This window comes from Rhizobium sp. rho-13.1 (assembly GCF_007000305.1).
GTDB lineage: Bacteria > Pseudomonadota > Alphaproteobacteria > Rhizobiales > Rhizobiaceae > Rhizobium > Rhizobium rhododendri.
Genome location: NZ_SCFL01000001.1, coordinates 72,831 through 98,318 on the forward strand (window position 1 = coordinate 72,831; position 25,488 = coordinate 98,318).

At 58.7% G+C, this 25,488-nt stretch carries 28 protein-coding genes and 1 tRNA gene; 1 reads left to right on the forward strand and 28 read right to left on the reverse strand.

Annotated elements, in window-relative coordinates; all coding sequences use genetic code 11:
- Positions 1–75: 75 nt before the first annotated feature.
- The 8 genes from EQW76_RS00455 to EQW76_RS00490 all read right to left on the reverse strand — a co-directional run bounded on the left by EQW76_RS00455 (position 76) and on the right by EQW76_RS00490 (position 11,409).
- Positions 76–708: an alpha/beta family hydrolase gene (locus tag EQW76_RS00455; RefSeq protein WP_142823569.1), complete on the reverse strand. Its 633-nt coding sequence runs from the start codon at positions 706–708 to the stop codon at positions 76–78.
- A gap of 179 nt (positions 709–887) precedes the next feature.
- Positions 888–1,394, reverse strand: a complete 507-nt coding sequence (locus tag EQW76_RS00460; RefSeq protein ID WP_142822302.1) for a DUF992 domain-containing protein — start codon at positions 1,392–1,394, stop codon at positions 888–890.
- Between the two features lie 157 nt (positions 1,395–1,551).
- Positions 1,552–3,054, reverse strand: coding sequence for a hypothetical protein (locus tag EQW76_RS00465; protein WP_142822303.1), 1,503 nt, complete (start codon positions 3,052–3,054; stop codon positions 1,552–1,554).
- A 112-nt stretch (positions 3,055–3,166) separates the two neighbouring features.
- Positions 3,167–4,261 carry a protein kinase gene (locus tag EQW76_RS00470; RefSeq protein ID WP_161990920.1) on the reverse strand — a complete coding sequence of 365 codons (1,095 nt, stop codon included), beginning with the start codon at positions 4,259–4,261 and terminating at the stop codon, positions 3,167–3,169.
- 144 nt (positions 4,262–4,405) lie between these two features.
- Positions 4,406–8,173: a vitamin B12-dependent ribonucleotide reductase gene (locus tag EQW76_RS00475; RefSeq protein WP_142822305.1), complete on the reverse strand. Its 3,768-nt coding sequence runs from the start codon at positions 8,171–8,173 to the stop codon at positions 4,406–4,408.
- Positions 8,174–9,014: 841 nt separating this feature from the next.
- Complete coding sequence (gpt, locus tag EQW76_RS00480; RefSeq protein WP_142822306.1) at positions 9,015–9,512, reverse strand: xanthine phosphoribosyltransferase; 498 nt, start codon at positions 9,510–9,512, stop codon at positions 9,015–9,017.
- A gap of 217 nt (positions 9,513–9,729) precedes the next feature.
- Positions 9,730–10,569, reverse strand: coding sequence for a universal stress protein (locus tag EQW76_RS00485; RefSeq protein ID WP_142822307.1), 840 nt, complete (start codon positions 10,567–10,569; stop codon positions 9,730–9,732).
- 69 nt (positions 10,570–10,638) lie between these two features.
- Positions 10,639–11,409 carry a competence/damage-inducible protein A gene (locus EQW76_RS00490; RefSeq protein ID WP_142822308.1) on the reverse strand — a complete coding sequence of 257 codons (771 nt, stop codon included), beginning with the start codon at positions 11,407–11,409 and terminating at the stop codon, positions 10,639–10,641.
- Positions 11,410–11,701: 292 nt separating this feature from the next.
- Between EQW76_RS00490 and wrbA the strand changes: the two genes are divergently transcribed.
- Positions 11,702–12,298, forward strand: a complete 597-nt coding sequence (gene wrbA / locus EQW76_RS00495; protein ID WP_111220820.1) for an NAD(P)H:quinone oxidoreductase type IV — start codon at positions 11,702–11,704, stop codon at positions 12,296–12,298.
- A gap of 80 nt (positions 12,299–12,378) precedes the next feature.
- On the opposite strand, the gene EQW76_RS00500 is transcribed toward wrbA, so the two are convergent.
- From EQW76_RS00500 to EQW76_RS00600, 20 genes are all read right to left on the reverse strand, one after another.
- Positions 12,379–12,463, reverse strand: a tRNA-Leu gene (locus tag EQW76_RS00500).
- An 81-nt stretch (positions 12,464–12,544) separates the two neighbouring features.
- Positions 12,545–13,645: a tyrosine-type recombinase/integrase gene (locus tag EQW76_RS00505; RefSeq protein ID WP_142822309.1), complete on the reverse strand. Its 1,101-nt coding sequence runs from the start codon at positions 13,643–13,645 to the stop codon at positions 12,545–12,547.
- Positions 13,646–13,870: 225 nt separating this feature from the next.
- Complete coding sequence (locus EQW76_RS00515; protein ID WP_142822311.1) at positions 13,871–14,086, reverse strand: hypothetical protein; 216 nt, start codon at positions 14,084–14,086, stop codon at positions 13,871–13,873.
- Positions 14,087–15,145 (reverse strand): hypothetical protein, encoded by a 1,059-nt coding sequence (locus tag EQW76_RS00520; RefSeq protein WP_142822312.1) that lies wholly within the window; start codon positions 15,143–15,145, stop codon positions 14,087–14,089.
- Complete coding sequence (locus EQW76_RS00525) at positions 15,142–15,519, reverse strand: HNH endonuclease (RefSeq protein WP_142822313.1); 378 nt, start codon at positions 15,517–15,519, stop codon at positions 15,142–15,144. The genes EQW76_RS00520 and EQW76_RS00525 overlap by 4 nt, the downstream gene beginning before the upstream one ends.
- Positions 15,512–15,778, reverse strand: a complete 267-nt coding sequence (locus EQW76_RS00530; protein ID WP_142822314.1) for a hypothetical protein — start codon at positions 15,776–15,778, stop codon at positions 15,512–15,514. Before EQW76_RS00530 ends, EQW76_RS00525 begins: the two co-directional genes overlap by 8 nt.
- Entirely contained in the window at positions 15,775–16,164 is a 390-nt protein-coding gene (locus tag EQW76_RS00535; protein WP_142822315.1) for a hypothetical protein, read from the reverse strand. Before EQW76_RS00535 ends, EQW76_RS00530 begins: the two co-directional genes overlap by 4 nt.
- Entirely contained in the window at positions 16,161–16,877 is a 717-nt protein-coding gene (locus EQW76_RS00540; protein ID WP_142822317.1) for a hypothetical protein, read from the reverse strand. The genes EQW76_RS00535 and EQW76_RS00540 overlap by 4 nt, the downstream gene beginning before the upstream one ends.
- Positions 16,870–17,262 (reverse strand): hypothetical protein, encoded by a 393-nt coding sequence (locus EQW76_RS00545; RefSeq protein ID WP_142822319.1) that lies wholly within the window; start codon positions 17,260–17,262, stop codon positions 16,870–16,872. The genes EQW76_RS00540 and EQW76_RS00545 overlap by 8 nt, the downstream gene beginning before the upstream one ends.
- Positions 17,259–17,756, reverse strand: a complete 498-nt coding sequence (locus EQW76_RS00550) for a hypothetical protein (protein ID WP_203452786.1) — start codon at positions 17,754–17,756, stop codon at positions 17,259–17,261. Before EQW76_RS00550 ends, EQW76_RS00545 begins: the two co-directional genes overlap by 4 nt.
- Positions 17,749–18,642, reverse strand: a complete 894-nt coding sequence (locus EQW76_RS00555; protein WP_142822323.1) for a phage Gp37/Gp68 family protein — start codon at positions 18,640–18,642, stop codon at positions 17,749–17,751. The genes EQW76_RS00550 and EQW76_RS00555 overlap by 8 nt, the downstream gene beginning before the upstream one ends.
- Entirely contained in the window at positions 18,635–19,489 is an 855-nt protein-coding gene (locus EQW76_RS00560) for a hypothetical protein (protein WP_142822325.1), read from the reverse strand. Before EQW76_RS00560 ends, EQW76_RS00555 begins: the two co-directional genes overlap by 8 nt.
- Position 19,490: 1 nt before the next feature.
- Positions 19,491–20,738, reverse strand: coding sequence for a hypothetical protein (locus EQW76_RS00565; RefSeq protein WP_142822327.1), 1,248 nt, complete (start codon positions 20,736–20,738; stop codon positions 19,491–19,493).
- A 2-nt stretch (positions 20,739–20,740) separates the two neighbouring features.
- Complete coding sequence (locus tag EQW76_RS00570) at positions 20,741–21,727, reverse strand: PD-(D/E)XK nuclease-like domain-containing protein (protein ID WP_142822328.1); 987 nt, start codon at positions 21,725–21,727, stop codon at positions 20,741–20,743.
- A gap of 10 nt (positions 21,728–21,737) precedes the next feature.
- On the reverse strand, positions 21,738–23,006 hold the full coding sequence (locus EQW76_RS00575) for a hypothetical protein (RefSeq protein ID WP_142822330.1): 1,269 nt from the start codon (positions 23,004–23,006) through the stop codon (positions 21,738–21,740).
- Entirely contained in the window at positions 22,999–23,253 is a 255-nt protein-coding gene (locus tag EQW76_RS00580; RefSeq protein ID WP_142822331.1) for a hypothetical protein, read from the reverse strand. The genes EQW76_RS00575 and EQW76_RS00580 overlap by 8 nt, the downstream gene beginning before the upstream one ends.
- A 3-nt stretch (positions 23,254–23,256) precedes the next feature.
- Complete coding sequence (locus EQW76_RS00585) at positions 23,257–23,643, reverse strand: hypothetical protein (RefSeq protein WP_142822333.1); 387 nt, start codon at positions 23,641–23,643, stop codon at positions 23,257–23,259.
- Complete coding sequence (locus EQW76_RS29270; protein WP_203452787.1) at positions 23,640–24,170, reverse strand: hypothetical protein; 531 nt, start codon at positions 24,168–24,170, stop codon at positions 23,640–23,642. Before EQW76_RS29270 ends, EQW76_RS00585 begins: the two co-directional genes overlap by 4 nt.
- 33 nt (positions 24,171–24,203) lie before the next feature.
- Positions 24,204–24,569: a hypothetical protein gene (locus tag EQW76_RS00595; protein ID WP_142822334.1), complete on the reverse strand. Its 366-nt coding sequence runs from the start codon at positions 24,567–24,569 to the stop codon at positions 24,204–24,206.
- 61 nt (positions 24,570–24,630) lie between these two features.
- Positions 24,631–25,104, reverse strand: coding sequence for a hypothetical protein (locus tag EQW76_RS00600; RefSeq protein ID WP_142822335.1), 474 nt, complete (start codon positions 25,102–25,104; stop codon positions 24,631–24,633).
- Between the last annotated feature and the right edge of the window lie 384 nt (positions 25,105–25,488).

A 25,488-nucleotide genomic window follows, 5' to 3' on the forward strand; every position in this document is an offset into this window, starting at 1 on the left:
GAAGATATCGCCACCGGCCATATTAATCCGGCCACTTGGTTCCGACAGGGCGAATTCGACGGGCGCCGGAGGTCGCTATTGCAAGCTTGCTGCGGATTGCGCCCATTGCATCGCAGCCTTGGCCATCGTCGCCAGATGTTCTGCAGCGGAATGGCCGGAAATCGTCTTGCGCGGTTTCAGGTCGTGATCGCCGTCTTCGAGCCAGAGCAACTCGATGCTGTCCGACAGGTCATAGTGCAAAACCTCGTTGCGGCTGCCCAGAAGATCGCGCGTCCCCTGGCAGATCAACGTCGGCGTCCGCAACTGCCGCAGATGAGCAGTCCGCAGGTTGTCCGGCTTGCCCGGCGGGTGGAAGGGGTAGCCGAGGCAGAGGAGGCCGATGATCGCCTTGTCGTCATGGAGTTCGTCGGCGATCATACTGGCGACCCGTCCACCCATCGATTTCCCGCCGATGATCAGCGGACCCTGAGCCCCGAGTGCCGTCGCCGCCGCGCGATATTCCTGCATCAGCATCTCTGCCTTCGGCGGTGGCCTGCGCACGCCTGACATCCGTCGGGCTGCCATGTAGGCGAATTCGAAGCGGGCGACCCTGAAGCCGGCTGTAGCCAACGCATCTGATGCCGCCGACATCGAGCCCGAATCCATCGGTCCGCCGGCACCGTGGGCGAGAAGTATGGTGTAGGGGGCGTCGGAGGCGCCGGATAGCATGAAGTCCGGGATGAGAACTGACGTCACGGTGCACCTCGGCTGATTAGGGGGACGATACGCCTTACGGTAGGCAGGGGTTTCGTGTCCACTACCAAGAAAAAGGCCCCCGCTCGAAAAGCGAAGGCCTTCGTGAACCAGCCGCTAGAAGCCGTGCATCGGCTCCGGACAGCGCGTTGATATTACTTGGCGAGACGGAGTTTGAGCTGGGCGACGCCGGCTGCAACATTCAGGCCGGTACTGGTTTCGCCGCTAAGCGGCTGCAGGCCGAAGTTCTTGGAAGAGCCGCCTACCAGCGCGTTCGCGCCGAGGCCGATGCCGACCGAGGCGCCTGCGGAAGCGCCGACATAGTTGCCGGCCAGTGCGCCTTCACCGGTGCGGGTCGGGTTGACGTTGTAGACGAGCCAGCTCAGGTACGCCTTGCCGGTAACGCCAATATCGATGCCGAGCTTGCCGATCGAGCCGACATAGTGTTCGGCCTTGCCATTGCGCTGCTTGAATTCACAGCTGACAGCCTTGCTCGATCCGAGAATCATGCCGACGCCACCGGCGACCGTGCAGGAAAGCGTGCCAAGCCGCTCCTTCGGCTGGGTGGCGACAACGCCGGTGCCCTTGTGCCTTGGCGCAGCATCCGCAACGGAGGCGAATGCAACGGCGGCAGTGGCGGCGATGATGACAAGATTTTTCATGCGTAGGTCCTCAGTGATTGATGCCCCAAGAACGCAGCAGATCGAAGAAGGTTCAATCGTTTGCGTGGTCAGAGGCTGGCGTCTCTGGTCTAGCCGGCCAGCTCACCCGTCACGAACTGCGCCCGCCCCATGCCGAACGACCAGTCTTCATCGCTGTTTAATTCGCATCGCCAATAAAATCGTCCCACTTAAGTGATTGGACGGAAGCAAGAGCCAGTGTTTTCAGATTCGCGATCTTAACACTCATTGCTATCTGCTCCCGCATAACGCCAATATCTTTGGGCACAGTCAGCCCTCGCTGTGTTGCTTGTTTGATAGTGTCGTCTATTTTTGACAACAGAGAAGCTCCTTGCTCACTGTCCAATCTCGCAATTTCTCTGGTAAAATAGCAAACAGCGCGAAACGCTAGACTGTGGTTTTTTGCGTCGATTGCATTATCAATTGCTGCCAAATATCTTTCAACTCCGGATGAGTGGTGTCCTTCACGGAAATCTATGAGGCCGTCGGTGGCTAATAGGATGATCTCGTCTTCGCTATCGCCTTGCGCTGCATGTGCCCTGCTAATGAGTTGACGTGCATCATCGAACTTGCCCTGCAGTGCTTTAACTGCAGCTTGGTTATTGAGGAGGGTCTTATTTTTGGGGTTTGCAAGTAGTCCGTAGGCACCGATCATTGCGGCCCCTTCCAGCGCTTCCATGGAAACGCAACCGATGAACGTAGCTAAGATCGCTGGACGTACGCTAAACGGCTCGACTTTCCGCCAAGCTGAACACTCAAATATTGCATTTTCCCAGTCTGAGTTCTCGTATGCCATGTAGGCCGACGCCTCATGAGAAAGTGAGACATCTACGGTAACTTCTGCATTTTTGAAATCGGTCTTGTGCCGAGCTACCCATCCAATTTGCGCGATAGCGTTTTCGGTAGGGCTTAGAGAACCTTGCCGAAGCATGCGAATAGCTTGTTTTCGGGATCCGGCGTCGTATTCCATGCTTCCCATCTGGACAGCTAGCTCGGACAAATCCCTCGATGAGAAATTTGCATCTCCAAGGATAAATTTTGCCTTGCGCCAACCTGTTGGATCGCATCCAAATGCAGCCTGAACGGCGAAGAGCGCTGACCGAAGCCACGGATCAGAGAGCGTTAAGGGTGACTTCATAAGAATATTTTGAGCCTCGTCAGGCTTACCCATATGCATAAAGAAGCGAGTAGACGCACGAAGTACGTAGCGATCATCCGGACGAAGTATTAATGCCTTTTTAAGCAAAGATCGAGCAGGGGAAACCTGCCCTATGCTTGCATACAACAGCGCAGATTCAGCTAATCGTAACGCATCACGTGGATTTAATTCAAGTAGTCGTTTTCGCGTAGCTATTTCTACTCTAATCTGAGCCTCTTCAAATGGAAGATTCTTATCATCTCCGGTGCCCCGAGCCAGTACGCGACGCACGAAACTCAGTCTAGCGTCATCATAAAAATCTTGCTCGATCAACGACACCGCCGCGCGCTCGGCTCTAGGATCGTCAAGACGATCGGAAAGTAACGCGAGGCCAATAAGCTCCTCTGCATCCTCTGGCGAGCTACTCGCAATCCATCTGTCAGCAGCCCTCATAAACTCAGCATCAAGGAAGTGTGTTGCATCCCTTACAAGGTTGCTACGCAATGTTGAGGACTCTCGTGTCGCTGATCCAAGTTCCCCGAGTAGACGAGATTGCTTGATGGAGAGCCAACGAGGTATAGTTTGCCGATCTGACTGGTCGTCATTATCGATCACTTTAACTGGCCATCCGTTGTGCCACATCGGCGCGCTTTGCAAGTCGGTCAAAGACAGCGACATAACGCTCAAGAGAAAAGCGATTGCTTGCCGCGACCCTATTCAGTGGATGGCCGCGGAAGACAGGATCGGGATTGCACAACTCAGATGCGGCCTTTGTAAGATCCTCAGCAACTGACGGATCAAGGGAGCTGTGCAGTTCAGCGAGAAGATCAGTGAAGTGATGCTGAATTATCGGAAGTGCGGATACATAGCTGCCCATCCAGGTCCCGCGAATAGTCTGCGGCTTCTCAGAAGGAGCCAACCGCGAGACGAGCTGCTGGGTGCAACCGAAGCCGGTCGCGAAGAAAAATATCATGCTACCCAGTAGGTAAAGATCGCATCCCAAGCGTCGCATGGCAAAATCTGGGTCGATCTGTGTGTAGAGGATTTCAGGAGGAGCGTAGCCAAAATCCCCCGAGAAAATAAGCTCATCGTATGGACCGGCCGTGCCATCGCAGATCGCGCGGCCTAGGTCTGCCACTCGGAAGTCTCGCTTATCGCCAAACGCCAGCACGTTAGATGGTTTCAAATCTTGATGCGCTATCCGCCGAGAGTGAAGTTGCTGGACGCCTACCGCAATTTGGTGCATCGCATGGAGCCACCAAGATAGGCGATGTGCGTCGTTCACTTTCTGGACCCGTCGTCTTACATCGCCGTTTGCCAGTTCGAAAATCAGGTAAGGCGCGGTGTCTTGCAAGTTGGTGCCAATTGAAACCTGCCCGCTTTCGAGCGCGACCACGACGCGGTCCATCCTTTCACCCTCGCAGATTTTTAAAATCCGCGCTTCGAAACTATGGGCAGACGTTATTTGCCGGAGTTCCTCTAAAACGTCTACCGATCGCATAGCGGAGGTAAGGTCTATGGCCTTCAAGAAAGCGCGCCGCCCATCTTTCTCAACAATGTAAGGTACAGAGAAATTGCCGCCGGTGCCATTATATGCATCGCTACCAAGACCAGTTAAAGGATCCCATCCGACCGTTTCTACAACCTTCCATCCATTAGGTAACTGCACGCCTAGGAGTTTCCACGCACCTGCAAGGTGTTCAATTGTCATCTGTAACTCCACCGTTTCCCACGCTCGCAGCGGTTCTAGCCAACCCGAAATCCTCATTAACGCCGGACGTTTTAGCTCGCAGTTTCCGGGCTGTACGACATAATCACTGACAGCCTAGGAAACGATGCCCAGCCACTCCTCCAATCAAGAGCAACCGCTAGTCGCGCCGCAGGTGTCGCACTTCTCGCAGGTGCCATTGCGGACCATGGTGAAGTTCTGGCATTCGCCGCACATGCTACCGGTGTAGCCCTGCATGATCGAGCGGGTGCGGCGTTCGGCTTCCAGCTTCTTGGCATCGGCCTTCGCCGTTGCCGCTGCATCGGCTGCTTCGTCCGAGAACAAGGCAGTGTTTTCTTCCGCCATTTCTTCAGCCAGCTCCTTGGCGCGTTCGTCGTATTCGCGCTTGAAGGAGACGACTTCTGATGTCGAGATCGCGGCGATCGTTTCGAGCTTGCGCACCGCGCTGCCTGAGAACGCCGTGATCGTGGCGCCGCCGGACGATGCCTTGGCAGGGGCGGCGGTGGCAGCCCCCTTCGGCTCGTTGGTCTTGCCGACCAGCGTCGGCTTGTAACCACGCGTCAAACCCTTCGAGACGACATCCGCCTTGCCTTCCGACACACCGCGACCGAGCGAGGTGTTGTTGAAGTCCGAAGTGTCGACATGGGCGAGGTCATGACGGCCGAGATAGGAGACGGCGAGTTCGCGGAACACATAGTCGAGGATCGACGTGGCGTTCTTGATGGCGTCGTTGCCCTGGACGATGCCGGCCGGCTCGAACTTGGTGAAGGTGAAGGCGTCGACATATTCCTCGAGCGGCACGCCGTATTGCAGGCCGAGCGACACCGAGATGGCGAAGTTGTTGATCAGCGCGCGCAGGGCCGAGCCTTCCTTGTTCATGTCGAGGAAGATTTCGCCAAGGCGGCCGTCGTCGTATTCGCCGGTGCGCAGGAACAGCGTATGACCGCCGATCTTGGCCTTCTGTGTGTAGCCCTTGCGGCGGCCGGGCAGCTTTTCCTGCTCGCGGCTGACGCGCTCGATCACCCGTTCGATGATCTTCTCGGTGATGGTGACGGCCTGTGCCGCTGCCGGCTGCTGCAGCAGTTCCTCCAGCGCATCCTCGTTGTCGTCGTCGTCGATCAGCGATGCATTCAGCGGCTGCGAAAGCTTGGAGCCGTCGCGATAGAGCGCGTTGGCCTTCAGGCCGAGCTTCCAGGACAGCATGTAGGCGTTCTTGCAATCCTCGACGGTCGCGTCGTTGGCCATGTTGATGGTCTTCGAGATGGCGCCCGAGATGAAGGGTTGTGCGGCCGCCATCATCCGGATGTGGCTGTCGACCGACAGGTAGCGCTTGCCGATCTTGCCGCAGGCATTGGCGCAATCGAACACGGCCAGGTGCTCGTCCTTGAGGAACGGCGCGCCTTCCAGCGTCATCGCCCCGCAGATGTGGATGTTGGCAGCCTCGATCTCCTTCTTGGAGTAGCCGAGGTGGTCGAGCAGATTGAAGCCCATGTCGGCCATCTGCGCGTCGGTGACGCCCAGCGTGTCGCGCATGAAGTCGGCACCCAGCGTCCACTGGTTAAACACGAACTTGATGTCGAACGCAGATTTCAGCGCGCCGTTGACGGCTTCGATCTTGTCGTCGGTAAAGCCCTTGGCGCGCAAGCTACCGGGGTTGACGGCCGGTGCCTGGTTCAGGTTGCCATGGCCGACGGCATAGGCTTCCATCTCGGCCAGCTGGCTCTCGGAATAGCCGAGCGCCCGCAGCGCTTCCGGTACGGCGCGGTTGATGATTTTGAAGTAGCCGCCACCGGCGAGCTTCTTGAATTTCACCAGTGCAAAGTCCGGCTCGATGCCGGTCGTGTCGCAATCCATGACCAGACCGATGGTGCCTGTCGGTGCGATGACGGTCGCCTGGGCATTGCGGTAACCGTGCTGTTCGCCGAGCGCCAGCGCCTTGTCCCAGGCAGCCTTGGCATGGACGACCAGATCCTGATCAGGGTTTTCGGAGTGGATGAGGGCGACCGGGTTGATCGACAGGCCTTCATAGCCCGTTGTCTCGCCATAGGCAGCGCGGCGATGGTTGCGGATGACGCGCAGCATCGATTCGCGGTTCGGCTTGAACATCGGGAACGGCCCGAGCTCGGAAGCCATTTCCGCCGAGGTGGCATAGGAGACGCCGGTCATGATAGCCGTCAGCGAGCCGGCAATGGCACGCGCGTCGTCGCTGTCATAGGGAATGCCCGACGACATCAGCAGGCCGCCGATGTTGGCGTAGCCGAGGCCGATGGTGCGGTACTGGTAGGAGCGCTCGGCGATCTGGCGGGACGGGAACTGCGCCATCATGACCGAGATTTCGAGCACGACGGTCCACAGGCGGACGGCATGTTCGTAATCGGCGATGTCGATGCGCTTGGTGGTGGCGTCCTTGAACTGCAGCAGGTTCAGCGAGGCGAGGTTGCAGGCGGTGTCGTCGAGGAACATGTATTCCGAGCACGGATTGGAGGCGCGGATCGGGCCTTCAGCCGGCGAGGTGTGCCAGTCGTTCATTGTCGTGTTGAAATGCAGGCCCGGATCGGCAGACGCCCATGCGGCGTAGGAAATCGTTTCCCACAGGTCGCGGGCCTTCAGCGTCTTCATCACGCGGCCGTCCTTGCGGGCGGTCAGGTTCCAGTCGCCATCCTGTTCGACGGCGCGCAGGAAGTCGTCCTTGATGGAAACCGAGTTGTTGGAATTCTGGCCGGAAACCGTGAGATAGGCTTCAGAATCCCAGTCTGTGTCGTAGGTCTTGAACTTCAGGTCGGTATAGCCCTGGCGCGCAAACTGGATGACGCGCTGGACATAGTTTTCCGGCACCTGGTCCTGCTTGGCAGCGCGGATCTGGCGCTTCAACGCGACGTTCTTCATCGGGTCGAACGGGTCGTCCTTGCCGCCTTCGAGGCAGGCCTTCATGATCGCCGTCAGGTGCCGGGCAACGACCTTCGAGCCGGTGACGAGGGCAGCGACCTTCTGCTCTTCCTTGACCTTCCAGTTGATGTATTCCTCGATATCGGGATGGTCGATGTCGACCACCACCATCTTTGCCGCACGGCGCGTCGTGCCGCCAGACTTGATGGCGCCGGCAGCCCGGTCACCGATCTTGAGGAACGACATCAGGCCCGACGAACGTCCGCCGCCCGACAGTTTTTCGCCTTCGCCGCGCAGATAGGAGAAGTTGGAGCCGGTGCCGGAGCCGTACTTGAACAGACGGGCTTCGCGAACCCAGAGGTCCATGATGCCGCCTTCGTTGACGAGATCGTCCTCGACCGACTGGATGAAGCAGGCATGCGGCTGCGGATGCTCATAGGCCGACTTCGACTTGGTGAGCTTGGCGGTGAAGGGGTCGACGTAATAGTGACCCTGGCCGGGGCCATCAATGCCATAGGCCCAGTGCATGCCGGTGTTGAACCACTGTGGCGAATTCGGTGCGACGCGCTGAGTGGCGAGCATGTAGGCGAGCTCGTCGCGGAAGGCGAGTGCATCGTCTTCCGACGAGAAATAGCCGCCCTTCCAGCCCCAGTAAGTCCAGGTGCCGGCAAGGCGATCGAAGACCTGGCGGGCGTCGATTTCGGAACCGGTCTGTTCGTCCTTCGGCAGCGCCTTCAGGGCCGCCTCATCGGGAACAGAGCGCCAGAGAAAGGAAGGAACATCGTTTTCCTCGACCTTCTTCAGGCGAGTGGGCACGCCGGCCTTGCGGAAATACTTCTGTGCCAGGATATCGGCAGCGACCTGGCTGAACTGGGCAGGCACATCGATGTTCTCGAGGCGGAAGACGATCGACCCGTCCGGATTCTTGATTTCGCTGATTGCCTTGCGGAATTCGACCTCCGCGTAAGCACTCTGACCGGGCTTGGTGAAACGTCTTTCGATGCGCATCTGGGTCTACCTCTTTTGGGGTGCGCCCAACCTTGAACGGGGGCGCGAATATGGTCTTCCGGCATCGCGTTTCATCGCGCCGCCAGTGTTCATCCCGTCTCGTACAGGAGTCGTCATCCGGAGATGCGCTTCTGTATCTTGTGGAGATTGTGGCTGCAAACACTAAATATAGTATTAAACAGACAATTTATCCAGTCCCGTGTGTTGCACAGCAGCGCTTTTCGCAATCATCGGAACTGCCCTCGAGAAGACGCCTGTCATGGGCGTCCAGCGCGATTTGAAACTCGATTTTTGAAAAGGAACCGGCCTCGTTACAATATCCGGTCCGTCACCGCCGTAACGTGGTCTCATTAAGTTTGAAACGAGCCGGGTCGTCAAGGGCTGGTTTTTAATGTTCGGCTAACCACAATATCTTGTGGGTGAGCCTGTGGAAACTGGGGGAAACGAGAAAGCCCCGTAAAGTCAGACGCTTGCGCGGCGACCTTGCTATCCGGCTATCGATAAGCGGTTCCGCCGCCTGCCATATAGGCCGAAAAAACGACAAGATTTCCTTCGTTGCAGAAAGGTCACTCGGTAACGTGCCAAGGGCCAGAAGTGGCAGCGATTCGCGTCCCAAAATGCCAACAATTGCCGAGGCTTGAAGGTGTCGCCATCATCGGTCGCGTGAGCAAGGGAAGGCGACGGGGCGGCACAGGACATTCAGCCGCCGGGCAATCGTTCCGGCGGCTTGATTCGCGGGCGACGTCCGGGTTCGGGAACGTCGATAGCCGTTCACAGACTTGCGAGACGGCGACGCACGAGGCGCGACGTGGCCGGTTGCGCGGGAGCCGGCCTTGCGAGATCAGCCGCGCGTGCCCTTGGCGATCGGCTCCTGGTAGCTGAAACCCATGTCCCAGGGAAAATAGATCCAGGTATCCTGGCTGACCTCGGTGATGAAGGTGTCAATCACCGGAACGCCCTTGGGCTTGGCATAGACACATGCGAAATGCGCGTTCGGCAGCATGGCGCGGACCTCTGCGGCCGTTTTGCCGGTATCGGTCAGGTCATCGACGACAAGCACGCCTTCGCCGCCTTTTTCCAGCAGCGCCGGCGTGATGCCCTTCAGCACGGCCATTTCACCCTGGGTGACGTAATCGTGGTACGACGCGATGCAGACCGTCTCGATCAACCGGATGTTGAGTTCTCGTGAAATGATGGCCGCCGGCACGAGGCCGCCGCGCGTAATGCAGACGATGGCGTGGAACTCACGGTCGAGGCCGGCAAGCCGCCAGGCGAGCGCCCTTGCATCGCGGTGAAACTGGTCCCAGGAAACGGGAAAGGCTTTATCGGGGAGGGACATGGATCTTGGCTCCGGCAGGCACGGGGATGACGACGCGCCGGGGATCACCGACGACCGCAGGCAGAGTTTCCGTCACCGCCGGGCGAGGCCCGGTCCCGAAACGCAATTCGCGCAGCGAAAGCGACTGCGCGAAAAAGGTCCCGAAGGGGATTTCTGCTTTTGGTCGTCGTTATTAGCGGGATTTGCCGCCAAAACGCAAGAGCAGGCGGTATCGGCCTCAGCGCGACAGCAGGGTCAGCGCCGTCATCGATTTCAGCATGGTCTTGGTCGTCCCGCCGAACAGCATCTCCCACAGTCGCGATTGGGTATATGCGCCCATCACCAGCAGGTCGATGCTGTCATCCGCCAGCCGCTTCTCGATGATCTGCGACGCAGACTTGTCAGCGCTTTCCGTTGTCGTCAGCGTCGCCTTTATCCCCCGCCGCACAAGCGCTGCCGAAATATCGGCACCGGTTACAGGCGCGTTGTTGCGGTTGTCGGCCGGATCGATTGAGAGGATCTCGACAGAGTCCGCAGCTTCCAGGAAGGGCATCGCATCGAAGGTGGCGCGGGCTGCTTCCTTCGAGCCGTTCCAGGCGATCAGCACGCGCCTGATCGGGTTCGGAGCCTTGAGGATATAGGGTACCATCAGCACCGGGCGGCCGCTTTCGAACAGGAAGCTTTCCACGTCGACATGTCCGTCGGAAGGATGGGCCGGGTCCGGCTGGACCGCGATGATCAGGTCGGCGCTGCGGGCCGTTTCGATGATGGGCTGCGAATCATAGCCGGCCGAACTGGCAAAGCTGCGCCATTCGAACGACCCGCCGCTGGCCGTTGCCTTGGCATGAAACAGCTGCTCGATAGTCAATGCCTCGCTACGGGCCATGTCCTGCAGCGCCTGTACGGCGATCGGGTCCGGGATCTCCATCGGTGCCACCATCGGTACCGGCGAAACGATCTCGGCGTGAAGGCCGATGACATGGCTGTTGTTTCCAGCCGCCAGCGAGAACGCAATATCGGAGGCGATGCCGGCACTTTGCGGCACGTCCAGAATGGTGACGATGGTTCTAAAGGCCATGAGATCTCCTTGGGTCATGAATGGACGTCGCCGTCAGGTGGCGATTTAAGCCGCCGGACGAAGCGCGCCCTAAGCCTCTGCCGAATGGTTTTCCTCGACCTTTGCCTTGCGGATGGTCTCGATCATCTGTCGTACTTCCTCGGCAGCAGCCTGCATCGCCGCCTCGGTGCGCGCCCGCACGACGATCTCGGTCGAGAAACTCTGGCCGAGATAACGCGGATAGGAGCCAATGCTCGTTTCCGGATGAGCCTTCTGGATAGCGCCGAGCGGTGTGCCGATATCGCCCTCGCCGAACGGACAGGCAACCGCCGTCGACAGCATCGGCGTGCCCGTGCGCAGGGTCGGAATGACATTGTCCAGCATGGCCTGGAACACCTGCGGCACGCCGGCCATCACATGCACGTTGCCAATGGTAAAGCCGGGTGCGGTCGAGACCGGGTTGGCGATATGGGTTGCGCCGACGGGCATGCGCGCCATGCGCTGGCGGGCCTCGGTGAACGGCATGTCGCGGCGCTCGTACATGGCAGCCATCAGCTTCATGGCTTCGGCATCGTGCTCGCAGGGAACGCCAAAGGCCTTGGAAATAGCATCGGCGGTGATGTCGTCGTGGGTCGGGCCGATGCCGCCGGAGGTGAAAACGTAGTCGTAGGTGCCGCGCAGCGCATTCAATGCCGCAACGATCGCGTCTTCCTCGTCTGCGACGATGCGAACCTCCTTGAGGTCGATGCCCGAGAGCAGCAGGATGTCGGCGAGGTGGCCGATATTCTTGTCTTTTGTCCGGCCGGACAAAAGCTCGTCGCCGATGGCGAGCATCGCGGCGGTGATGATTTGGTCTGTCATAACAGTCTTTGCCTTCTCTCAACGGTTCCGGCGAAACTTACAGCAAAACGCGCCGTCGGGAAGACCCGGATTCAATCGCAAAAAATGAACGCAAAGGAAAATCGTTCAATATAAATGAACAGTCCGTATCTGGCACCCTATCTGGAACGGAGCCCGCCGTTGGGCTAACTGTCGATCATCAGCACAAGGATGCTGCGAGGCACGAAATATGCTGTTCGAATTCATCAAACGCATTCTCTCCGGTTCGCCGTCTGCGGCGCCGTCAACACTCCCAGCAAAGGAAGAGAAGAAAATGGCCAAGGTCCTGGTTCTATATCATTCCACATACGGTCACATCGAAGCGATGGCTTACGCCGTTGCCGAAGGCGCAAAGTCGGCCGGTGCCGAAGTTGTCGTCAAGCGCGTGCCGGAGCTGGTGTCAGACGAAGTCGCCAAGGCATCGCACTACAAGATGGACCAGGCAGCACCGATCGCCACTGCGGATGAACTTGCCGAATACGACGCTATCATCGTTGGCGCCGGCACCCGCTTCGGCACCGTCGCTTCGCAGATGCGCAACTTCTGGGATCAGACAGGCGGCCTGTGGTTTGGCGGCAAGCTGGTCGGCAAGGTCGGCTCGGCCTTCACATCGTCTGCCAGCCAGCACGGCGGACAGGAGTCCACCATTCTCGGCTTCCTGCCGACGTTCCTGCATCACGGCATGGCTGTCGTCGGCCTTCCCTACAGCTTCGCCGGCCAGCTCGGCACCGAAGAAGTCAAGGGCGGCTCGCCTTACGGCGCAACGACGATCACCAACGGCGACGGCTCGCGCATGCCGTCTGAAATCGAACTCGAAGGCGCAAGATTCCAGGGCGCCCACGTGGCAAAGATTGCTGCCAAGCTCGCCTAATTTTCACTCGTGAATGATTGGAAAGCGCGGCCGTAAGGTCGCGCTTTTCGCGTGAAATACAGATGCGTTGAAAGATCATATGGTGCGGACGACGGGGGTCGAACCCGTACAGCCAAGGCCGAGGGATTTTAAGTCCCTTGCGTCTACCAGTTTCGCCACGTCCGCCTGCCTTTCCTTTCAGGCACTTGAGTGATTCAGTCAAGCAGATGTTTTGCAGCAAATCCCTCGTGTTTTGCAAAACCTGTTCTACTGACGTTCCGCTTCCTTCCGCCTTTTCCCGGCAAAAGCTCTGATCACCTTCGTCTCGTTTTCGACGTGCCGCGTGTAATGCGCGCCCATTCTCTCGGACTTGTCCCCGAGTGCGGCCGCCACATCCCCAGTGTCGGCGCCGTTGCGGCTGAGGTCGGCCGCGTAGCTCGTTCTGAGCCCGTGCAGCGTCGTTCCTGCACCTATTTTCCCCAATGCTTCCTGGTCCCGCAGATAGTGGCTCACAGCCGTCTGCATCTGCTTTTCATCGTCCCATGGCGTTCCGTCTTGGCGTGTGCAAATCATCAATGCCGCCAGATTGGTCTCTTCCCCACGATCGAGCCCATCGAGATGCACCTGAAGCTCGGGCGCGATCGGGATCATCACGTTTTCTTGGTTCTTTTTGGTGACCTTGCGGAAGCAATTGAAGCCAGCGGCATGGGTGCCGATGTCCCTCCAGCTGAGCTTGACGATCGTTTGGCCTCGATAGCCGGCATAGCGGGCAATCATCATGGGGGTAAGCAGGTATCGTGGGGCGTGATCCCGGACAAAGTCCCACTCCCATTGCTGCCACTCTCGGTTGGCATTCGGATCGGCGCTATGCGCCTTGTCCAGTCCAAGCGCAGGGTTCATTCCCATCTTTCGGCGCTTCACCGCCTGGCTGAACATCGAGGAGAGAGCCGAAACCATCTTGTCGGCGAACCGTCCCTTTTTCTCCTTCGCGCATTTGTCGCGAATGTCGTAGATATCTGCCTGCGTTATGTCTCCGACGCGATAGTCGAACTCAGGGCGCAGATAGGCGAATGCCTTGGTGTAATCGGCCTTGGTGGCGTCGGAGAGCGTCTGATATTTCGAGCAATCATTCTCGAACCAGTAGACAAGAGCTCCGAGCGTCCCCTCGTCGTACGTGCGTTTCTTATTGAGAAGCCGCGGAGCATTGTATTTGGCCATGAAGTCAGGCATGGCCATGCGCTTTTCGAGCTCATCGCGTGTTCCGACAAATCCGCCAAGCAGCTTTTCCTTAGTCTCACGGACGTAGACATACCATTTCCCGCGAGATTGAATGATGTTAAGCCCTTCGAGCTTCACCATCACCACCATAGAGCCGGTCCCCAAACTTTCGCTTCGTTTCACTCTGCTTGTTCGGGTCAATGGATACCAGCCATTCGTCCAGCCTCTGGCGAAGATATCTTTCGCCCCTTGTGGATTGTGTGAATTGTAGTGGTTTCACGGGGCAAACCTTCTTGAAGGTCTCGACACAGACGCCGCAATATGCTGCGGCTGACTTCTGGTCCATCGCTGCCGGCCAGTATGGGGTGAGCGCATTCATTCGCTACCGGCCTCCCTCGTCGCGGGCGTGGGGTTTGCTAGTAACTTTTCGATTAGGTCAGCAGCGGCGTTGCATACCTCGTCATCAACATAATTTGGCATGCGCCTCATGCCTTGCTCATCAACACAAATCATCTCTCTCAAATAAGAAATCAGATCCTCGACGGTCTCTGGCGTCTGGTCATCAACCAGCTTTATATGAACCTCGCCCATCTACTTCCCCTCCGTCGCTTGGATGCAAACATGAGGAGTGCCGTGATGGTCGCAACCCTCGTCTTCGCAGAACCCAAGAACCTTGAGTATGGTCTGCGCTTCGTCGCGGTTGATCATCGTTGCATCTTCGCCGCTCTCAAGCCAACCTCGCAGATATTCGTTGAGGCGAACCATTTCCGCCCCGAGTATTTTATTGTCTGAGGAGACCAAAGACCATTCAACGCCGCTTTCAAACGCTGCCTCGATAATGCCCCCGCTGTGCTCGTAGCCTTTGCGGGAAACGTATGCTTCGGCGGCTCTCGCCGCACGTTCTCTGCCATCCTCAAATCCCCCCACATTTGATGAGGGTGAGTCCTTCAGCGCCGCTTCGAGAACAGCTTTCGGCACAACCGTTGTTCGTTCGCAGTGCTGGCAAATGGCCTTCACGATGGGCAGCGAACTTGGAACGGGTGAGTTCTTCGGCTCGTAAACGCGATAGCCGATGTACTGGCGCGTCTCCATGTCGATCAGGATAGCTGCCGGCGATGGGAGATCGCGGACAATGTAGGGCACATCTGAGTTGATGAATTCGACGTAACCAGCTTCGTCGTTGTGCGTTTCAATGCCAACCACTATTGATGAGGGTGAGTCCTTCAGCGCCGCTTCGAGAACAGCTTTCGGCACAACCGTTGTTCGTTCGCAGTGCTGGCAAATGGCCTTCACGATGGGCAGCGAACTTGGAACGGGTGAGTTCTTCGGCTCGTAAACGCGATAGCCGATGTACTGGCGCGTCTCCATGTCGATCAGGATAGCTGCCGGCGATGGGAGATCGCGGACAATGTAGGGCACATCTGAGTTGATGAATTCGACGTAACCAGCTTCGTCGTTGTGCGTTTCAATGCCAACCACTATTGTTTCGGGCGTGGGGGTGGCGCCGGTCGCATCTTCGGCGGACATCGCATAGGAGATCGCGCCGTCGAACGGGAGTTGCGACCACTTCTGGATCCGCAACTGGCCTTCATCAGCGAGCTTCCACTTCATGAAGACGGTGGATGGTGGTGTGAATTGCTGCTCGGTCATTTCACGATTTCTCCTGTGTCACGACGAACGACAGTGCCGTCCATCAGGCGTTTAAATGTAGGGTGGGTCAGTCCTGATCCCTTTTTGTTCCCGTGCCGCTTTGCCCTGTTTCGATTGATCTTGGCGCGGACTGTGGCCTCGGTGGCGGTCTTGGCCTTGTGGGCGGCTTCGGTGATCGCCTGGAGGTTCGTCTCCCGGTTCTCGCCTCCGAGCCACAATGGGACTTTATGATCCCAGTGGACCTTCACACCGTCCCTGAGAGCGACGCCGGTGATCGCGCAGCACTCGCCCTGTCGGTCGAGGATCCGGCGCTTGCAGCCCTCTGAGGGCGCTGTATTATCGGTACGGCCGATCCATTCGGGCACCTCACGCACGGCGCACCTCCCGATACTTGCTCAGGATGCTGCCTTCGTTTGCCAGTTCAGAGCCGTGGTGAACACCTTCGAGGTATGCCGCGGCAATCAGCATCCAGTGCGGCACGCATTTCTGCATGTTCTTCTCGACCGATGGGCCGACGACCTTCCAGACGTCTTCCCATTGCTCTCTGGTCAGTGACATGACCGAGAAGTCCTTGGCGCGGATGAGGGGAATATCCGGACCGAACGTGATGTGGTGGGGGCGAGCCGTCTTCATGCCGCACCTCCTTCTCGGAGCAGCTCGCGGGCATTATGGATTGCCGCTGCTATGTCGCACGTCATTTCCTGAGAGTGATATTTGGACCACTCGTCCAGATGATCGGTGACATGTTTCAGCGCGTTGCGGAGCGGGAGATCTCGGGATGGTTCAAAAATGGAGCCGATCTTGGTCAGGCCGTCACTTGATGCCATGAACTGCCAGAACTTCCCGTTCTCGCTTCTGAATTCGTAGAATTTTCCAGCATTGATCTGGCCTCGTGGGCGATATCCGTCGCGGATGTAAACGCCGCGTTTCGTGGGATTGCTGTCACTGGCATAGGCGTTTTCGACGATGTCACCGAATTTCAGCCCAGTGATCGGCTTCTTCTCCAGTTGAGCGCTCATGCAACAGCCCTCCCGATCTGGTCGATGTTCTGCTTCAAAACGTCGAAGGTGTACGCCACCACAAACGGGTTGAGATCCGCCGCGCCGGCGCCGTTGATCCGGTCCCAGAGGCGGAAGTAAGCGCCCTCAGCCGTCAGATCGGCGTCATCCCAATCTGTGTCTGGCAGGCCATAGAAGCGCCCATACTGGCTGATGCCCTCGGCCAGCGCATCGGCTCGGGTGATATCCTGCAGCCGCTCGATGCGAACGTCGGTCACCAGCAGTGTGAGGCGAGATGCCCAGCGCGGCATATGCATGGCCTGACGGTGCTTTCCCGGACCAACCCAAGTCTTTTCAGAGCCATGCAGAGATGCATCAGCAATGTACTGGATGTTTGTTCCGCCTGCCGATATTGACCTTGGCGGCAGAGCGTCGAGAAGCAGGTCAGTCCGCCAATGTTCGCGAACGTAGAGCCTTTCACCGACAGCTGCGGAAACTTTGAACTCTCGGTGGCTGTTATCATCGACATCAGTCTGAACGTCGAGCCACCATCTGTTAGTGCCCTCGTTGTCATCATCCTGGTAGATGCCGGACAGGCCCCAGTCCATTATGTCCTTGCCGTAGTGGTCACCTCGTGGCGGCTGCGGGTTCAGCGTGCGGCGGGTCTGCGTCTTGGTCCCGGCTAGCAGCGCGCGCACCATCGGCGCCGAGAATAGAATCGGGCGGTCAGCCATTGGATCGGCCCTCCGCCTTGGCGACAGACGCTTCCACGGTCGCCCAAGCCTCGCGGACAAGGGCCATCTCGCCATCGGACATCTTTGCCCATATGCCGTCATAGACTTCAGAAAGATGCTTGATGCCGGCGAGCAGATCGTAGTGAGCATTGCAGGCCCGGACGATGAACTCCGCGTCCGCCCCGCGCAAAGCCGCGACCCGGTTATCCCCCGTGTGGGACAGGTGGCAGACGTGATAGGTGCCATCCGCCATCTTCAGATGACGATGCGTGGCGTCTGAGGCTTCGACCGGCTCGACTGAAGTGTAGATCAAGCCGCCAGGCATAGTGAAGCGCAGGACCTGCACTGCCTTCCATGGGAGAGGTGTGTGATTGATCTCGGTCATGGCAGCAGCCCCCGGTCATCCAGGACATCCATGAGATCGTCGAACGTCTCGCCGAAGTTGCCCATGTGTAGAATCCCTTCACCGCCCTCGTCATGCCAAGCTTCAATGTTTTTCGGGAAGTCATCGATCAGCACGTCGCCCGGCGCATGCATGAACAGCGGCTTATGCCGGCCACCCATGACCGGAAGGATGATGCAAGAGGTGGACAGGTGCTCCCGAACCCACGCCCGCTTCTGTCGGGCCGCATGCGCATAGTTCGATTTCGGGCAGGCCGTCAGGATGATCGGGTCCATCCACGCGATCTTGTCGAAGAACTCCTTGGCTCCCTCGAAGATCGGCATATCCCGGAAGTAGGACGGGTGGCTGTTGATCTGGGCCCACATGTCATCGTCGAGCATCTCGCGATGATCCACGCCGAACATGGCCGGGAAGTGGGCATCGAAGTTTGCCATGACGCCATCGAGGTCGAGATAGAGGCGAGGGAAGTCAGACATTCGCCACCTCCGGGAATTCATCGTGGGTGATTCCGTCGAGTTGCCGTCCGGATGCCTTCTTGCCGATCTTAATCATCGACTGGAGCGAGACGGGACTGCCCGGGTAGTAGGCGCTCCCGTCTTCCATGACGTGCATAATCGGCTTGGTGTCTGGATTGCCGTTCATCGGAATCCACGGGATCCATTCGCCGTTTTGCTTGTGGTGGAATGCCGCGCCGGCCGCGAGCGCCTGATCGCGCAGACTGCGGAACCACTTCGGATGAGTTGGCCGCGACGGATGCCCACCCTGATCGGTCTCGCCGCCGGTGATCACCCAGTCTGGCATAAGCGCGGTCGGGATGACGACAGGTCCGAGCAACGGCTCGAACGATCCGAATGTAAACAGCGGCTTGAGTTCGATCTTGGCGACCTGCAGGGCAGGGAGATTGATGTCAGCGCGCTTCTGATCTTCGACCGTAGTGCCGATCGCCGCGTTGGCCGGCAGCCCGCCAGCGGCGTCAGACAGCTTGACGATGAGCTGCGGGCGCTTGGTCAACAGCAGATAGACGAGGTTCGGCGTCTTGCGCATGACGGCAAAGGCCTCACCACGCCAGTCGGCTTCCCACTGGTTGTCGAAGACGTCGGCCAGCGATGCGCAGAAAACGAAGGGGCGGGTGCCGTCCTTCTCCGCCTGGCGCTGCCACTTCAGCGGTGCATCCCATGTAGATTTTGACGTCCGGACCCGGGTGCCTACGCCTTGGCCTGGCGCTCCCCACTCGACGCGGTGGTACCGCTTGGCCATCATCGCTTCGGCATAGCATCCGTCGCAGGCAGGCGAGACCTTGGTACATCCGATTACAGGGTTCCAAGTATGTGTGGTCCAGGAGATTGAGGAGTTCTCAGCCATTGGACACCTCCAGCGCTGCGATCCTGGCGGCGAGCTTCGCCTTTTCCTCCTCGATGACCTTCATCTGCCTGTCGATGACGGCCTGCTTTGCCTTTGCAACATCGGCCTCGCAGTCATCCGGTACGGCCAGCCCGGAGGCTTCCATACTCTTAAGGACATAAAGAACCAGATGTTCGCGAGTATTGTCTCTCCGGTACGTCTCGACCGAGGATCTCAGCTTCTGGAGCAGGACGCCGTCTCGGGTGGTCTGGGCCTGTTCCTCGCTGATGCAGGGAATGATTTGAGCGCTGCTGCTCCCGGAATCGTCGCGGTACTGATTCACGCGCCACTGCAGGTCGCCTTTGGAATCCCCAAAAAGGGTGACGAGCTTGAGCCCGCTTGGCGCCTGTGGCCTTCCCCATCCGCGATCTTCGTAATAGGTCAATGCCTGCGCGACAGTCTCGACCTTGGCAGCATGGCTTTCAACGACGACGCAATGAGTAACTTTGCCATCAATGAAGGCTTCCAGATTTTCCAGACCCTTGAACCTCGACAGCTTGGACAGCCGTTCCTTGTTTTCCTTTTCTACGTTCAAGACGGCTGAGGTCATCTCGCGATGCTTAGCCTTGACCTCTTCCAGGTAGGCGAGAGCCTTGGTGATCTGCTCATCGATCAGAGCGACCGGCGGCTGCCCGTAGAGCCTGGCCTCGACCCACGTGTCGCCGGTCTCTTCATAGATCTCATCGCCGTAGATCTGGGCATTCATGCCCTGCACGACGTAATATCCCTCGGTGGTGACGTTGGTCACATAGACCTTTCGTCCATTCTGCGTCCAAGCGTGGGTGCGTACTGCGATTTCCTCAGCCATCTCAACCTCCGATCTCGCTCGGGCTGCATTCAAGCAGATCCTTCGCAACGAATTCCCGGCGCTTGCCGGCTTCCTTCGGGTTGTGAGCGACCGTCTGGGCAGAGACCGAGATCGTCGCCAGCTTCTTCCAAAGCTCCTCCGGCACGGCGTCGCGGTAGTTTGCCTCCATGTCCTTGATGAACTCGATCCGCTTCTCAGCCGTCAGATCCTTGTCGACGGCATTCCGGAACGCTTTCTTGGCGAACTCAATGAAATGCACCCGCATATCTTCCGGGATAGAGGGAGAGGCCGAAGTCGTGGGGGTGGTGACTTCGGCCTCCGCTGGCGCCTGACCGGGGGACGTGTCAGTGCCAGTGTCCGACCCCGAGGGGGCAGAGCCGGATTCTTGTTCAAACTCGACCTGATCGGTTTCGGCCGGAGCATCGGCTTTCTTCTCGATCGGGGCGTCGGAAAGGGGATCCGCGAGCTTCTCGTGGGTGGAAGCGGCTCGAACCGTGCCGAAGAACATCTCCTCGACGGTGGCCTCGCCGTTCTTCAGCGCAGAGTACATGCCGCGCAGCGTGGCGATGTCGTCGACCGAGATGTCGTCCAGGCCGTCCCGACCGAGAGACGTGAAGATCTGCTCGGGCTTCACGCCGAACGCGGCCAGCGCCTTCAGGGCTTTTCCACGGTTTTCCGAGAGCGTGGTGATATCGCCTGTGATCGTCGCCTGGACAGCGTCATAGGCCTTGCGCCACAGCGGCTTGGGCACGCCAGCAAGGATAGCGTTGCGCATCGCGATCGAGCAGGCGGCGTTGCCGGTGACGATGATCATATCGTCCTTAAACAGCTTGCCGCCCTTGTCACTGATCCGGCGGCGCACCCGAGCCGTGGTCGACGAGTTAGTTTCCAGATCGTGGAAGACGCCTTCGGCCTCAATGAACATCTCGACGCGGTTGACGTCGACCACCCGGGCGCCGGCGCGGCAGTTGCCGAACGCCTGCTTCAGGATCTCTGCGAACCGGATCGACGGACCCTTGATAGGCTTGCCGCCTCGAGGAAGCGCGTACATGCATTCCTCGGCGCTCTCTTCGTCCAGCGTGGCCATGTTCATGATGGCGCCCTGTACGCGGCTCATCGAGCGGGGATAGGCTCGGGCCGTAGTGATTAGCTGGTCGATCTCGGCCTTCTGCAGCTGGACGGCAACGCTGGACGTGATACCCATGCTCTCGATGACTTCGCCGTCTTGGGTGATGAGTTCCTGGGTCATGCCTATGCTCCCTGAGCAATTCGGTGATGATAGAAGGCGGGGAGATCGGTTGGATCGATCTCCTCGAGTGGTTCGTCGAGAACCCACGCCGTATCCGGCCCGAACTCCTCCATGTATTTTCTGTAGTTCGCGACCGCGCGCTCGATCCGCTTGCGGGCAATCTCAAAGCAGGGGTTATCCGGCGAAAGAGAAAAGCCCTTGCTGATGGGCGATCCTTCGGCCTTCCAGAAAACGAAGACGAAAGCGAAATTCTTGTTTCCGGCCACCTGGATCAACCAGGACATGAAGCCATCGGTCTCAGGGGCGTTGAAGACGGCGCCCTGCTTGATCAGGCGCGGCATCTGTCGACGGCCTTCCGAGTAATGCTCGGCAGAGACCAGATAATCGTAGGAGCCGACCGCATCCATGCAGAGCATCTTGAACGGCTTGTCGGTCTTGGACCGGATCGACTTCAAGTCGCTGATCGCGTTCATCTTGAGATAGTCGAAACGGGCCTTGTACCGGATGCCGTCGACCGTCCAAAAAACCGAGACTTCCGGCTGGCCGCCCTCGAAGGCGTTACGCAGAAACGAATTTGCCTTCATGAAAGCTGAGGCGGCGAGGATCCGGCCGTAGTCCTTGAACTTGACCGGTACCTTCGATGCCGCCTTGATCTCGGCGATCTCCTTGATGCCTTCCTTACGGTTGCCCGGAAAATAGGTCGGCGAGTGATGGGTCTTGAACTTCTCGACGCCTTCAAGCACGCACTGGTGCAGCTGCCGACCGAAGATTTTAGCCGGTGTGTCGTCGTTCTGCTCTTCGCGGTACTCGTTCATAGACGATCCCCACCAGAAGTCGGGCGCGCTATCGACCAGCTTTTTCAGCCCGGTCGAGCCGAGCGCCGGGTCGGCGTGGTATTCTTCGTCTGAAAGCGAAAACCAAATTCCATCCTCGTGGATCTTGGAAACGGCTTCTTCCACGACCTCAGGTTCGTCGACATGGGCGTTCATGATCCGATCCTCAGTATTGAAGGGTGACGTTGGGGACGAGGCCGTTGGCCAGGTGAATGACGATCTTTTGAGCCTGCTCGACCGAGATCTGCGAGCAGGCGGTCAGCTCGTCGACGATCTTGGTGTTGACGGCCTTCTTATGGGCCCGGCTGCGGTCCCGGCGCGCCTGCTCAGCGTCTGCCTTTGCCTTCTCGTCGGCCAAGCGCTGGCGCTCTGCCTCGGCTTCCTGTTCGGATTTCAGCTTGGCAGCGGCTATTTCCTGCGCAGATTGCTCGACGGCCTCTTTGGCCTTGCGTTCAGCCTCAGCTACCGCTGCGGCAGCATCGCGTTTGGCTTTGTCGGCTGCCTCGGTAGCGGCCTTTGCAAGCTCTTCCTTCCGCTTGGCCTCCGCCCGCTCGCGATCGCGTTCCTGAGCTTCCCGAAGACGAGTAAGCGCTTCCTGACGGGCGTGTTCAGCCTCTTCAGCCAGATCGCCGAAAGTGTCATCAATGACGATCTTCTTCTCCAGTTCGTGGAAAAGGATTGGATACGGATAAGCCTGGCCATCAATCATCCCGAGGCCGCAGTTCCTGATGTGCTGGATGACCCGCTTGACGTAGTCGACCTGCTGTTGCTTTTTGAGCTCGGCAGCTTCCTGCTCGGCCTTCACCCGGTCGGCCTCGACCTTAGCGGCGCGAAGCTCTTCCAACTCGCGAGCATCGGCTTCCTGCTTTTCGGTGGCCGCCAGCATCCGCTTGACGTGGTCGATCGCGTCCTGTTTGGCGACCGAGAACTGAGGTGCGAACTCCTCGCAGTGTTCCGGGCCGCTCGGGTGTTGCTCGATGTCAGCCAGCAGATCGCGGAGCTCGGCAGACGTCCGCCCCATCCCGATCTTCGAATGGCCGATCATGGTCTGCAGGTTGAACTTGTGCCGATCGATCCGGTTGTCTTCAGCGACTTCCCAGTCGGTCAGAGGCTTGCGGACGTCGGTCTGCAGCGTTTCAAGCTTGGCCTTGATCACGTTCCGGGTGGCGTTCACCTTCGTGGTGTTGCTGCGCCATTCCTCGGTCAGCGCCTTGCCCTGGTTGTCCAGCGTCGTCTTGGTCCGGGCAACTTTGTAGGCGAGTGAGGCGATCGCATCGCGGCCGGCCTTCGTCGACGTGTCGGGCACATGATCCTTCACGGCGTCGAGGATCTTGGAGTAAAGCTTCTCGAACTCTTCCGGATCGGTGAACGTCGCCACGTTGGGGACGGATGGCAGCTTGATGATGAGATCGGTAGATACTGCCTGATCAGCCATGGGTTTGCTCCTGAAGGGCTAAATTCTGACGGTGGATTGCATCGACGCTGTGCGGGACAGCCGCGAAGGCCAGGAGAGCGGCGGCGAGGGCAATGCCTGCCCAGCCGGTGATCCGCAGTGCCTTGGTGGTCTCGGTATCGAGATACTCGGCCTTGCGGATGTGAATGGTGTTGACCGGGGCAGCTCGGCATTCGTCGGGCCGGCAGTCGCATTCGGTTCCGCGGAGGTGGCAGGAGGTCTGGGTCATGGCTCAATCCCCGCTGTCGACGGTCATATCGAGACCGCAATGCTTGCAGGAGCCGGGATGCCAGCCGCGCGAATGGTTGGCGGTAGGACCGTCGACCTTCTCGTGCTTGCAGATGGCGAAGCTGAGGACCTTCGCGCCGTTGCCGCCATACACGACCGCATAGCCGCCGCCATCGAGCCGGCCACCCATGCCAGCTGGCGTCAGGAAGAACTGGGCCCAAGCCTTCCGTCCGCTGACCTTCGCCCATCCCCAATGGGGCACGAGGCTATGGCCACCCGACGCGAGATTGTTCAGGAACCGCAGAGGATCGGTCTCTGCAGCGTTCGGAAGATCCTCGTCACCTTTGAGGATCGCGGCGAAGTCGTCTTCGATTGTGAATTGCTTGCTCATGCCGCTGCTCCCGTCTTCGGAAGCTTCGGCTTCAGGACCGATACGAACTCACCCCAGATGAAGCAATCTCTCCACTGCGCCGCAGCAACGCCGCAAACGCTGACATACATGCGCTCGGGGTTTTGCTCGTCTGTCTGGCTTTCCCAGTCGGCGACATTGTCGATGACCTCGACAATCTCCCAATTGTCCGATGGAAGGGCGTCCGAAAGATCTTCGCTCGTGCTGTCCGAGGCGATACGCCACTTTGCCCAGTAATAGCCGGGCTTCTGCGGAAGACCGTTCTTGATGCTGGTCTTAAGGGCAGGCGTCGGACGCACTGTCACCCGGTCGAGCAGGTAGCAGCCGGTGATGCCGTCAAGCCAGATCACTGCGGAGTGACCGCCCAGGACGCCAGCCTTGTCGCGGGTCTTGGTTTCCTTGGTTTCGCCGTTGTCGAGCTTCACCGAGACGGCGACGCCGACCGGATATCGGGCATTGAACTCGTCGACGGCGATCTGCGGATTTTGTCTGCTGGACTGTGCCGGCATGGTCGTGATCCTTGGTTTCGTGAATTGGGGTGATCAGGCGAAGTGCAGCGCGTCGTCGCGCCGGCGGTCGCGGAGATAATCGGGATACTGCTCGTCAGAGCCTTCCATGGCGTCCGACCAGAACAGTTCAGCCTGCTTGCCGACGATGCTCTTCGGGTTTTCGATGGCGGCAGCGATCCGGTTGAACAGTTCGCCCTCGAACGGAACGGCATGACCGTTGGGGACGCGAGGCTTCGAGAGCACGGCGCCGCTGTCGAGACGGATCGACCGGACGGTGAAATCGCCATCGCCAGCATCTTCAAGCTCGGCATAGCCGTAGGCCAGAAGGCCTTTGTCGAACACGCCGTTGACGGTGATCTCGAGTTCGTCGAATGGAAATTTTGCGGTGAATGCGGACATTGCCGGTCTCCTGTGATCCTATTCGATATCCGCCGCAGTGAAGGGCGGATGCCGAAGGGGATCAGAAGGGACGGCCGTCATCGTCGTCCGTCGCGGCATCTGCTTCGACTTTGTCGTCAAGAATGCCGGCAGGGATCATGGCGACCACCAGCTTGCGTTTCTCCGCCGATGTCAGGGCTTTGCCGTTGAGGAGCGAGTTGATCGTCTTCTCGCCAAGTTGTGCGATCTTTTCGGCAGCCGTTGCCTTGTAGGCCGAAGGGACGGCGTCGATCTTCTTCACCAGGCGCTGGTCGAGCGAGTAGGCGTTGAGCTCGTAAGCGATGTGGCCCTGCGGCTCGATGATACCGACAGGAATGTTGCCGCCGCCCGAGATGCCTTTGATGAAAGAGTATGCGGGAGTCTTGTGAGCCGCCGCCATGATCGAACGGTCGATTGAGGAAAGCTGCTCGGTAAGCTGATTGCGCTTGTCGAAAAGCTCTTTCAGCTCCGGGCTCTCAGTTGGGAAAATCTTCGGGCGGATAGCGGTGATAGACATGGTTTCATCCCCTTGCTGCGTTGGCACGAGGGAGGCGCTCTAGGCCCGGTTCCCCCGTATGTGATCCGGGCAATCGCGCTACATGGCGGCCTCCTCGGTTCTGGTCAGTCTCGGCGGGAGATCGGCTGCTGGCGCTTCTTCGTCCCGTTGCTTGCCTGAGTATGAAAGCATATCTTTCAGACAAGCGCAACAGAAAAGAAAGCATTGCTTTCATAAAAGCGTCATGACATAGAAAAAGCCCCGGCGGGATGATCCGACCGGGGCTGACAGGTATACTCGAAGAGCTATTGCATATCAGAAATGGTATATCGCGGCAATGGTTGTACATGCTGTCAGGTGCTGAAAAGCACATCATCTTGGGTCTGATCGGAGGTTCCCGCCAAG

What these genes read in the sequence shown, in the direction of transcription:
- EQW76_RS00455 (WP_142823569.1), bottom strand. Translation starts at nt 708, where the DNA reads ATGCTATCCGGCGCCTCCGACGCCCCCTACACCATACTTCTCGCCCAC.
- EQW76_RS00460 (WP_142822302.1), bottom strand. Translation starts at nt 1,394, where the DNA reads ATGAAAAATCTTGTCATCATCGCCGCCACTGCCGCCGTTGCATTCGCC.
- EQW76_RS00470 (WP_161990920.1), bottom strand. Translation starts at nt 4,261, where the DNA reads ATGACAATTGAACACCTTGCAGGTGCGTGGAAACTCCTAGGCGTGCAG.
- EQW76_RS00475 (WP_142822305.1), bottom strand. Translation starts at nt 8,173, where the DNA reads ATGCGCATCGAAAGACGTTTCACCAAGCCCGGTCAGAGTGCTTACGCG.
- gpt (WP_142822306.1), bottom strand. Translation starts at nt 9,512, where the DNA reads ATGTCCCTCCCCGATAAAGCCTTTCCCGTTTCCTGGGACCAGTTTCAC.
- EQW76_RS00485 (WP_142822307.1), bottom strand. Translation starts at nt 10,569, where the DNA reads ATGGCCTTTAGAACCATCGTCACCATTCTGGACGTGCCGCAAAGTGCC.
- EQW76_RS00490 (WP_142822308.1), bottom strand. Translation starts at nt 11,409, where the DNA reads ATGACAGACCAAATCATCACCGCCGCGATGCTCGCCATCGGCGACGAG.
- wrbA (WP_111220820.1), top strand. Translation starts at nt 11,702, where the DNA reads ATGGCCAAGGTCCTGGTTCTATATCATTCCACATACGGTCACATCGAA.
- EQW76_RS00505 (WP_142822309.1), bottom strand. Translation starts at nt 13,645, where the DNA reads ATGGTGGTGATGGTGAAGCTCGAAGGGCTTAACATCATTCAATCTCGC.
- EQW76_RS00515 (WP_142822311.1), bottom strand. Translation starts at nt 14,086, where the DNA reads ATGGGCGAGGTTCATATAAAGCTGGTTGATGACCAGACGCCAGAGACC.
- EQW76_RS00520 (WP_142822312.1), bottom strand. Translation starts at nt 15,145, where the DNA reads ATGACCGAGCAGCAATTCACACCACCATCCACCGTCTTCATGAAGTGG.
- EQW76_RS00530 (WP_142822314.1), bottom strand. Translation starts at nt 15,778, where the DNA reads ATGAAGACGGCTCGCCCCCACCACATCACGTTCGGTCCGGATATTCCC.
- EQW76_RS00535 (WP_142822315.1), bottom strand. Translation starts at nt 16,164, where the DNA reads ATGAGCGCTCAACTGGAGAAGAAGCCGATCACTGGGCTGAAATTCGGT.
- EQW76_RS00540 (WP_142822317.1), bottom strand. Translation starts at nt 16,877, where the DNA reads ATGGCTGACCGCCCGATTCTATTCTCGGCGCCGATGGTGCGCGCGCTG.
- EQW76_RS00545 (WP_142822319.1), bottom strand. Translation starts at nt 17,262, where the DNA reads ATGACCGAGATCAATCACACACCTCTCCCATGGAAGGCAGTGCAGGTC.
- EQW76_RS00550 (WP_203452786.1), bottom strand. Translation starts at nt 17,756, where the DNA reads ATGTCTGACTTCCCTCGCCTCTATCTCGACCTCGATGGCGTCATGGCA.
- EQW76_RS00555 (WP_142822323.1), bottom strand. Translation starts at nt 18,642, where the DNA reads ATGGCTGAGAACTCCTCAATCTCCTGGACCACACATACTTGGAACCCT.
- EQW76_RS00560 (WP_142822325.1), bottom strand. Translation starts at nt 19,489, where the DNA reads ATGGCTGAGGAAATCGCAGTACGCACCCACGCTTGGACGCAGAATGGA.
- EQW76_RS00565 (WP_142822327.1), bottom strand. Translation starts at nt 20,738, where the DNA reads ATGACCCAGGAACTCATCACCCAAGACGGCGAAGTCATCGAGAGCATG.
- EQW76_RS00570 (WP_142822328.1), bottom strand. Translation starts at nt 21,727, where the DNA reads ATGAACGCCCATGTCGACGAACCTGAGGTCGTGGAAGAAGCCGTTTCC.
- EQW76_RS00575 (WP_142822330.1), bottom strand. Translation starts at nt 23,006, where the DNA reads ATGGCTGATCAGGCAGTATCTACCGATCTCATCATCAAGCTGCCATCC.
- EQW76_RS00580 (WP_142822331.1), bottom strand. Translation starts at nt 23,253, where the DNA reads ATGACCCAGACCTCCTGCCACCTCCGCGGAACCGAATGCGACTGCCGG.
- EQW76_RS00585 (WP_142822333.1), bottom strand. Translation starts at nt 23,643, where the DNA reads ATGAGCAAGCAATTCACAATCGAAGACGACTTCGCCGCGATCCTCAAA.
- EQW76_RS29270 (WP_203452787.1), bottom strand. Translation starts at nt 24,170, where the DNA reads ATGCCGGCACAGTCCAGCAGACAAAATCCGCAGATCGCCGTCGACGAG.
- EQW76_RS00595 (WP_142822334.1), bottom strand. Translation starts at nt 24,569, where the DNA reads ATGTCCGCATTCACCGCAAAATTTCCATTCGACGAACTCGAGATCACC.
- EQW76_RS00600 (WP_142822335.1), bottom strand. Translation starts at nt 25,104, where the DNA reads ATGTCTATCACCGCTATCCGCCCGAAGATTTTCCCAACTGAGAGCCCG.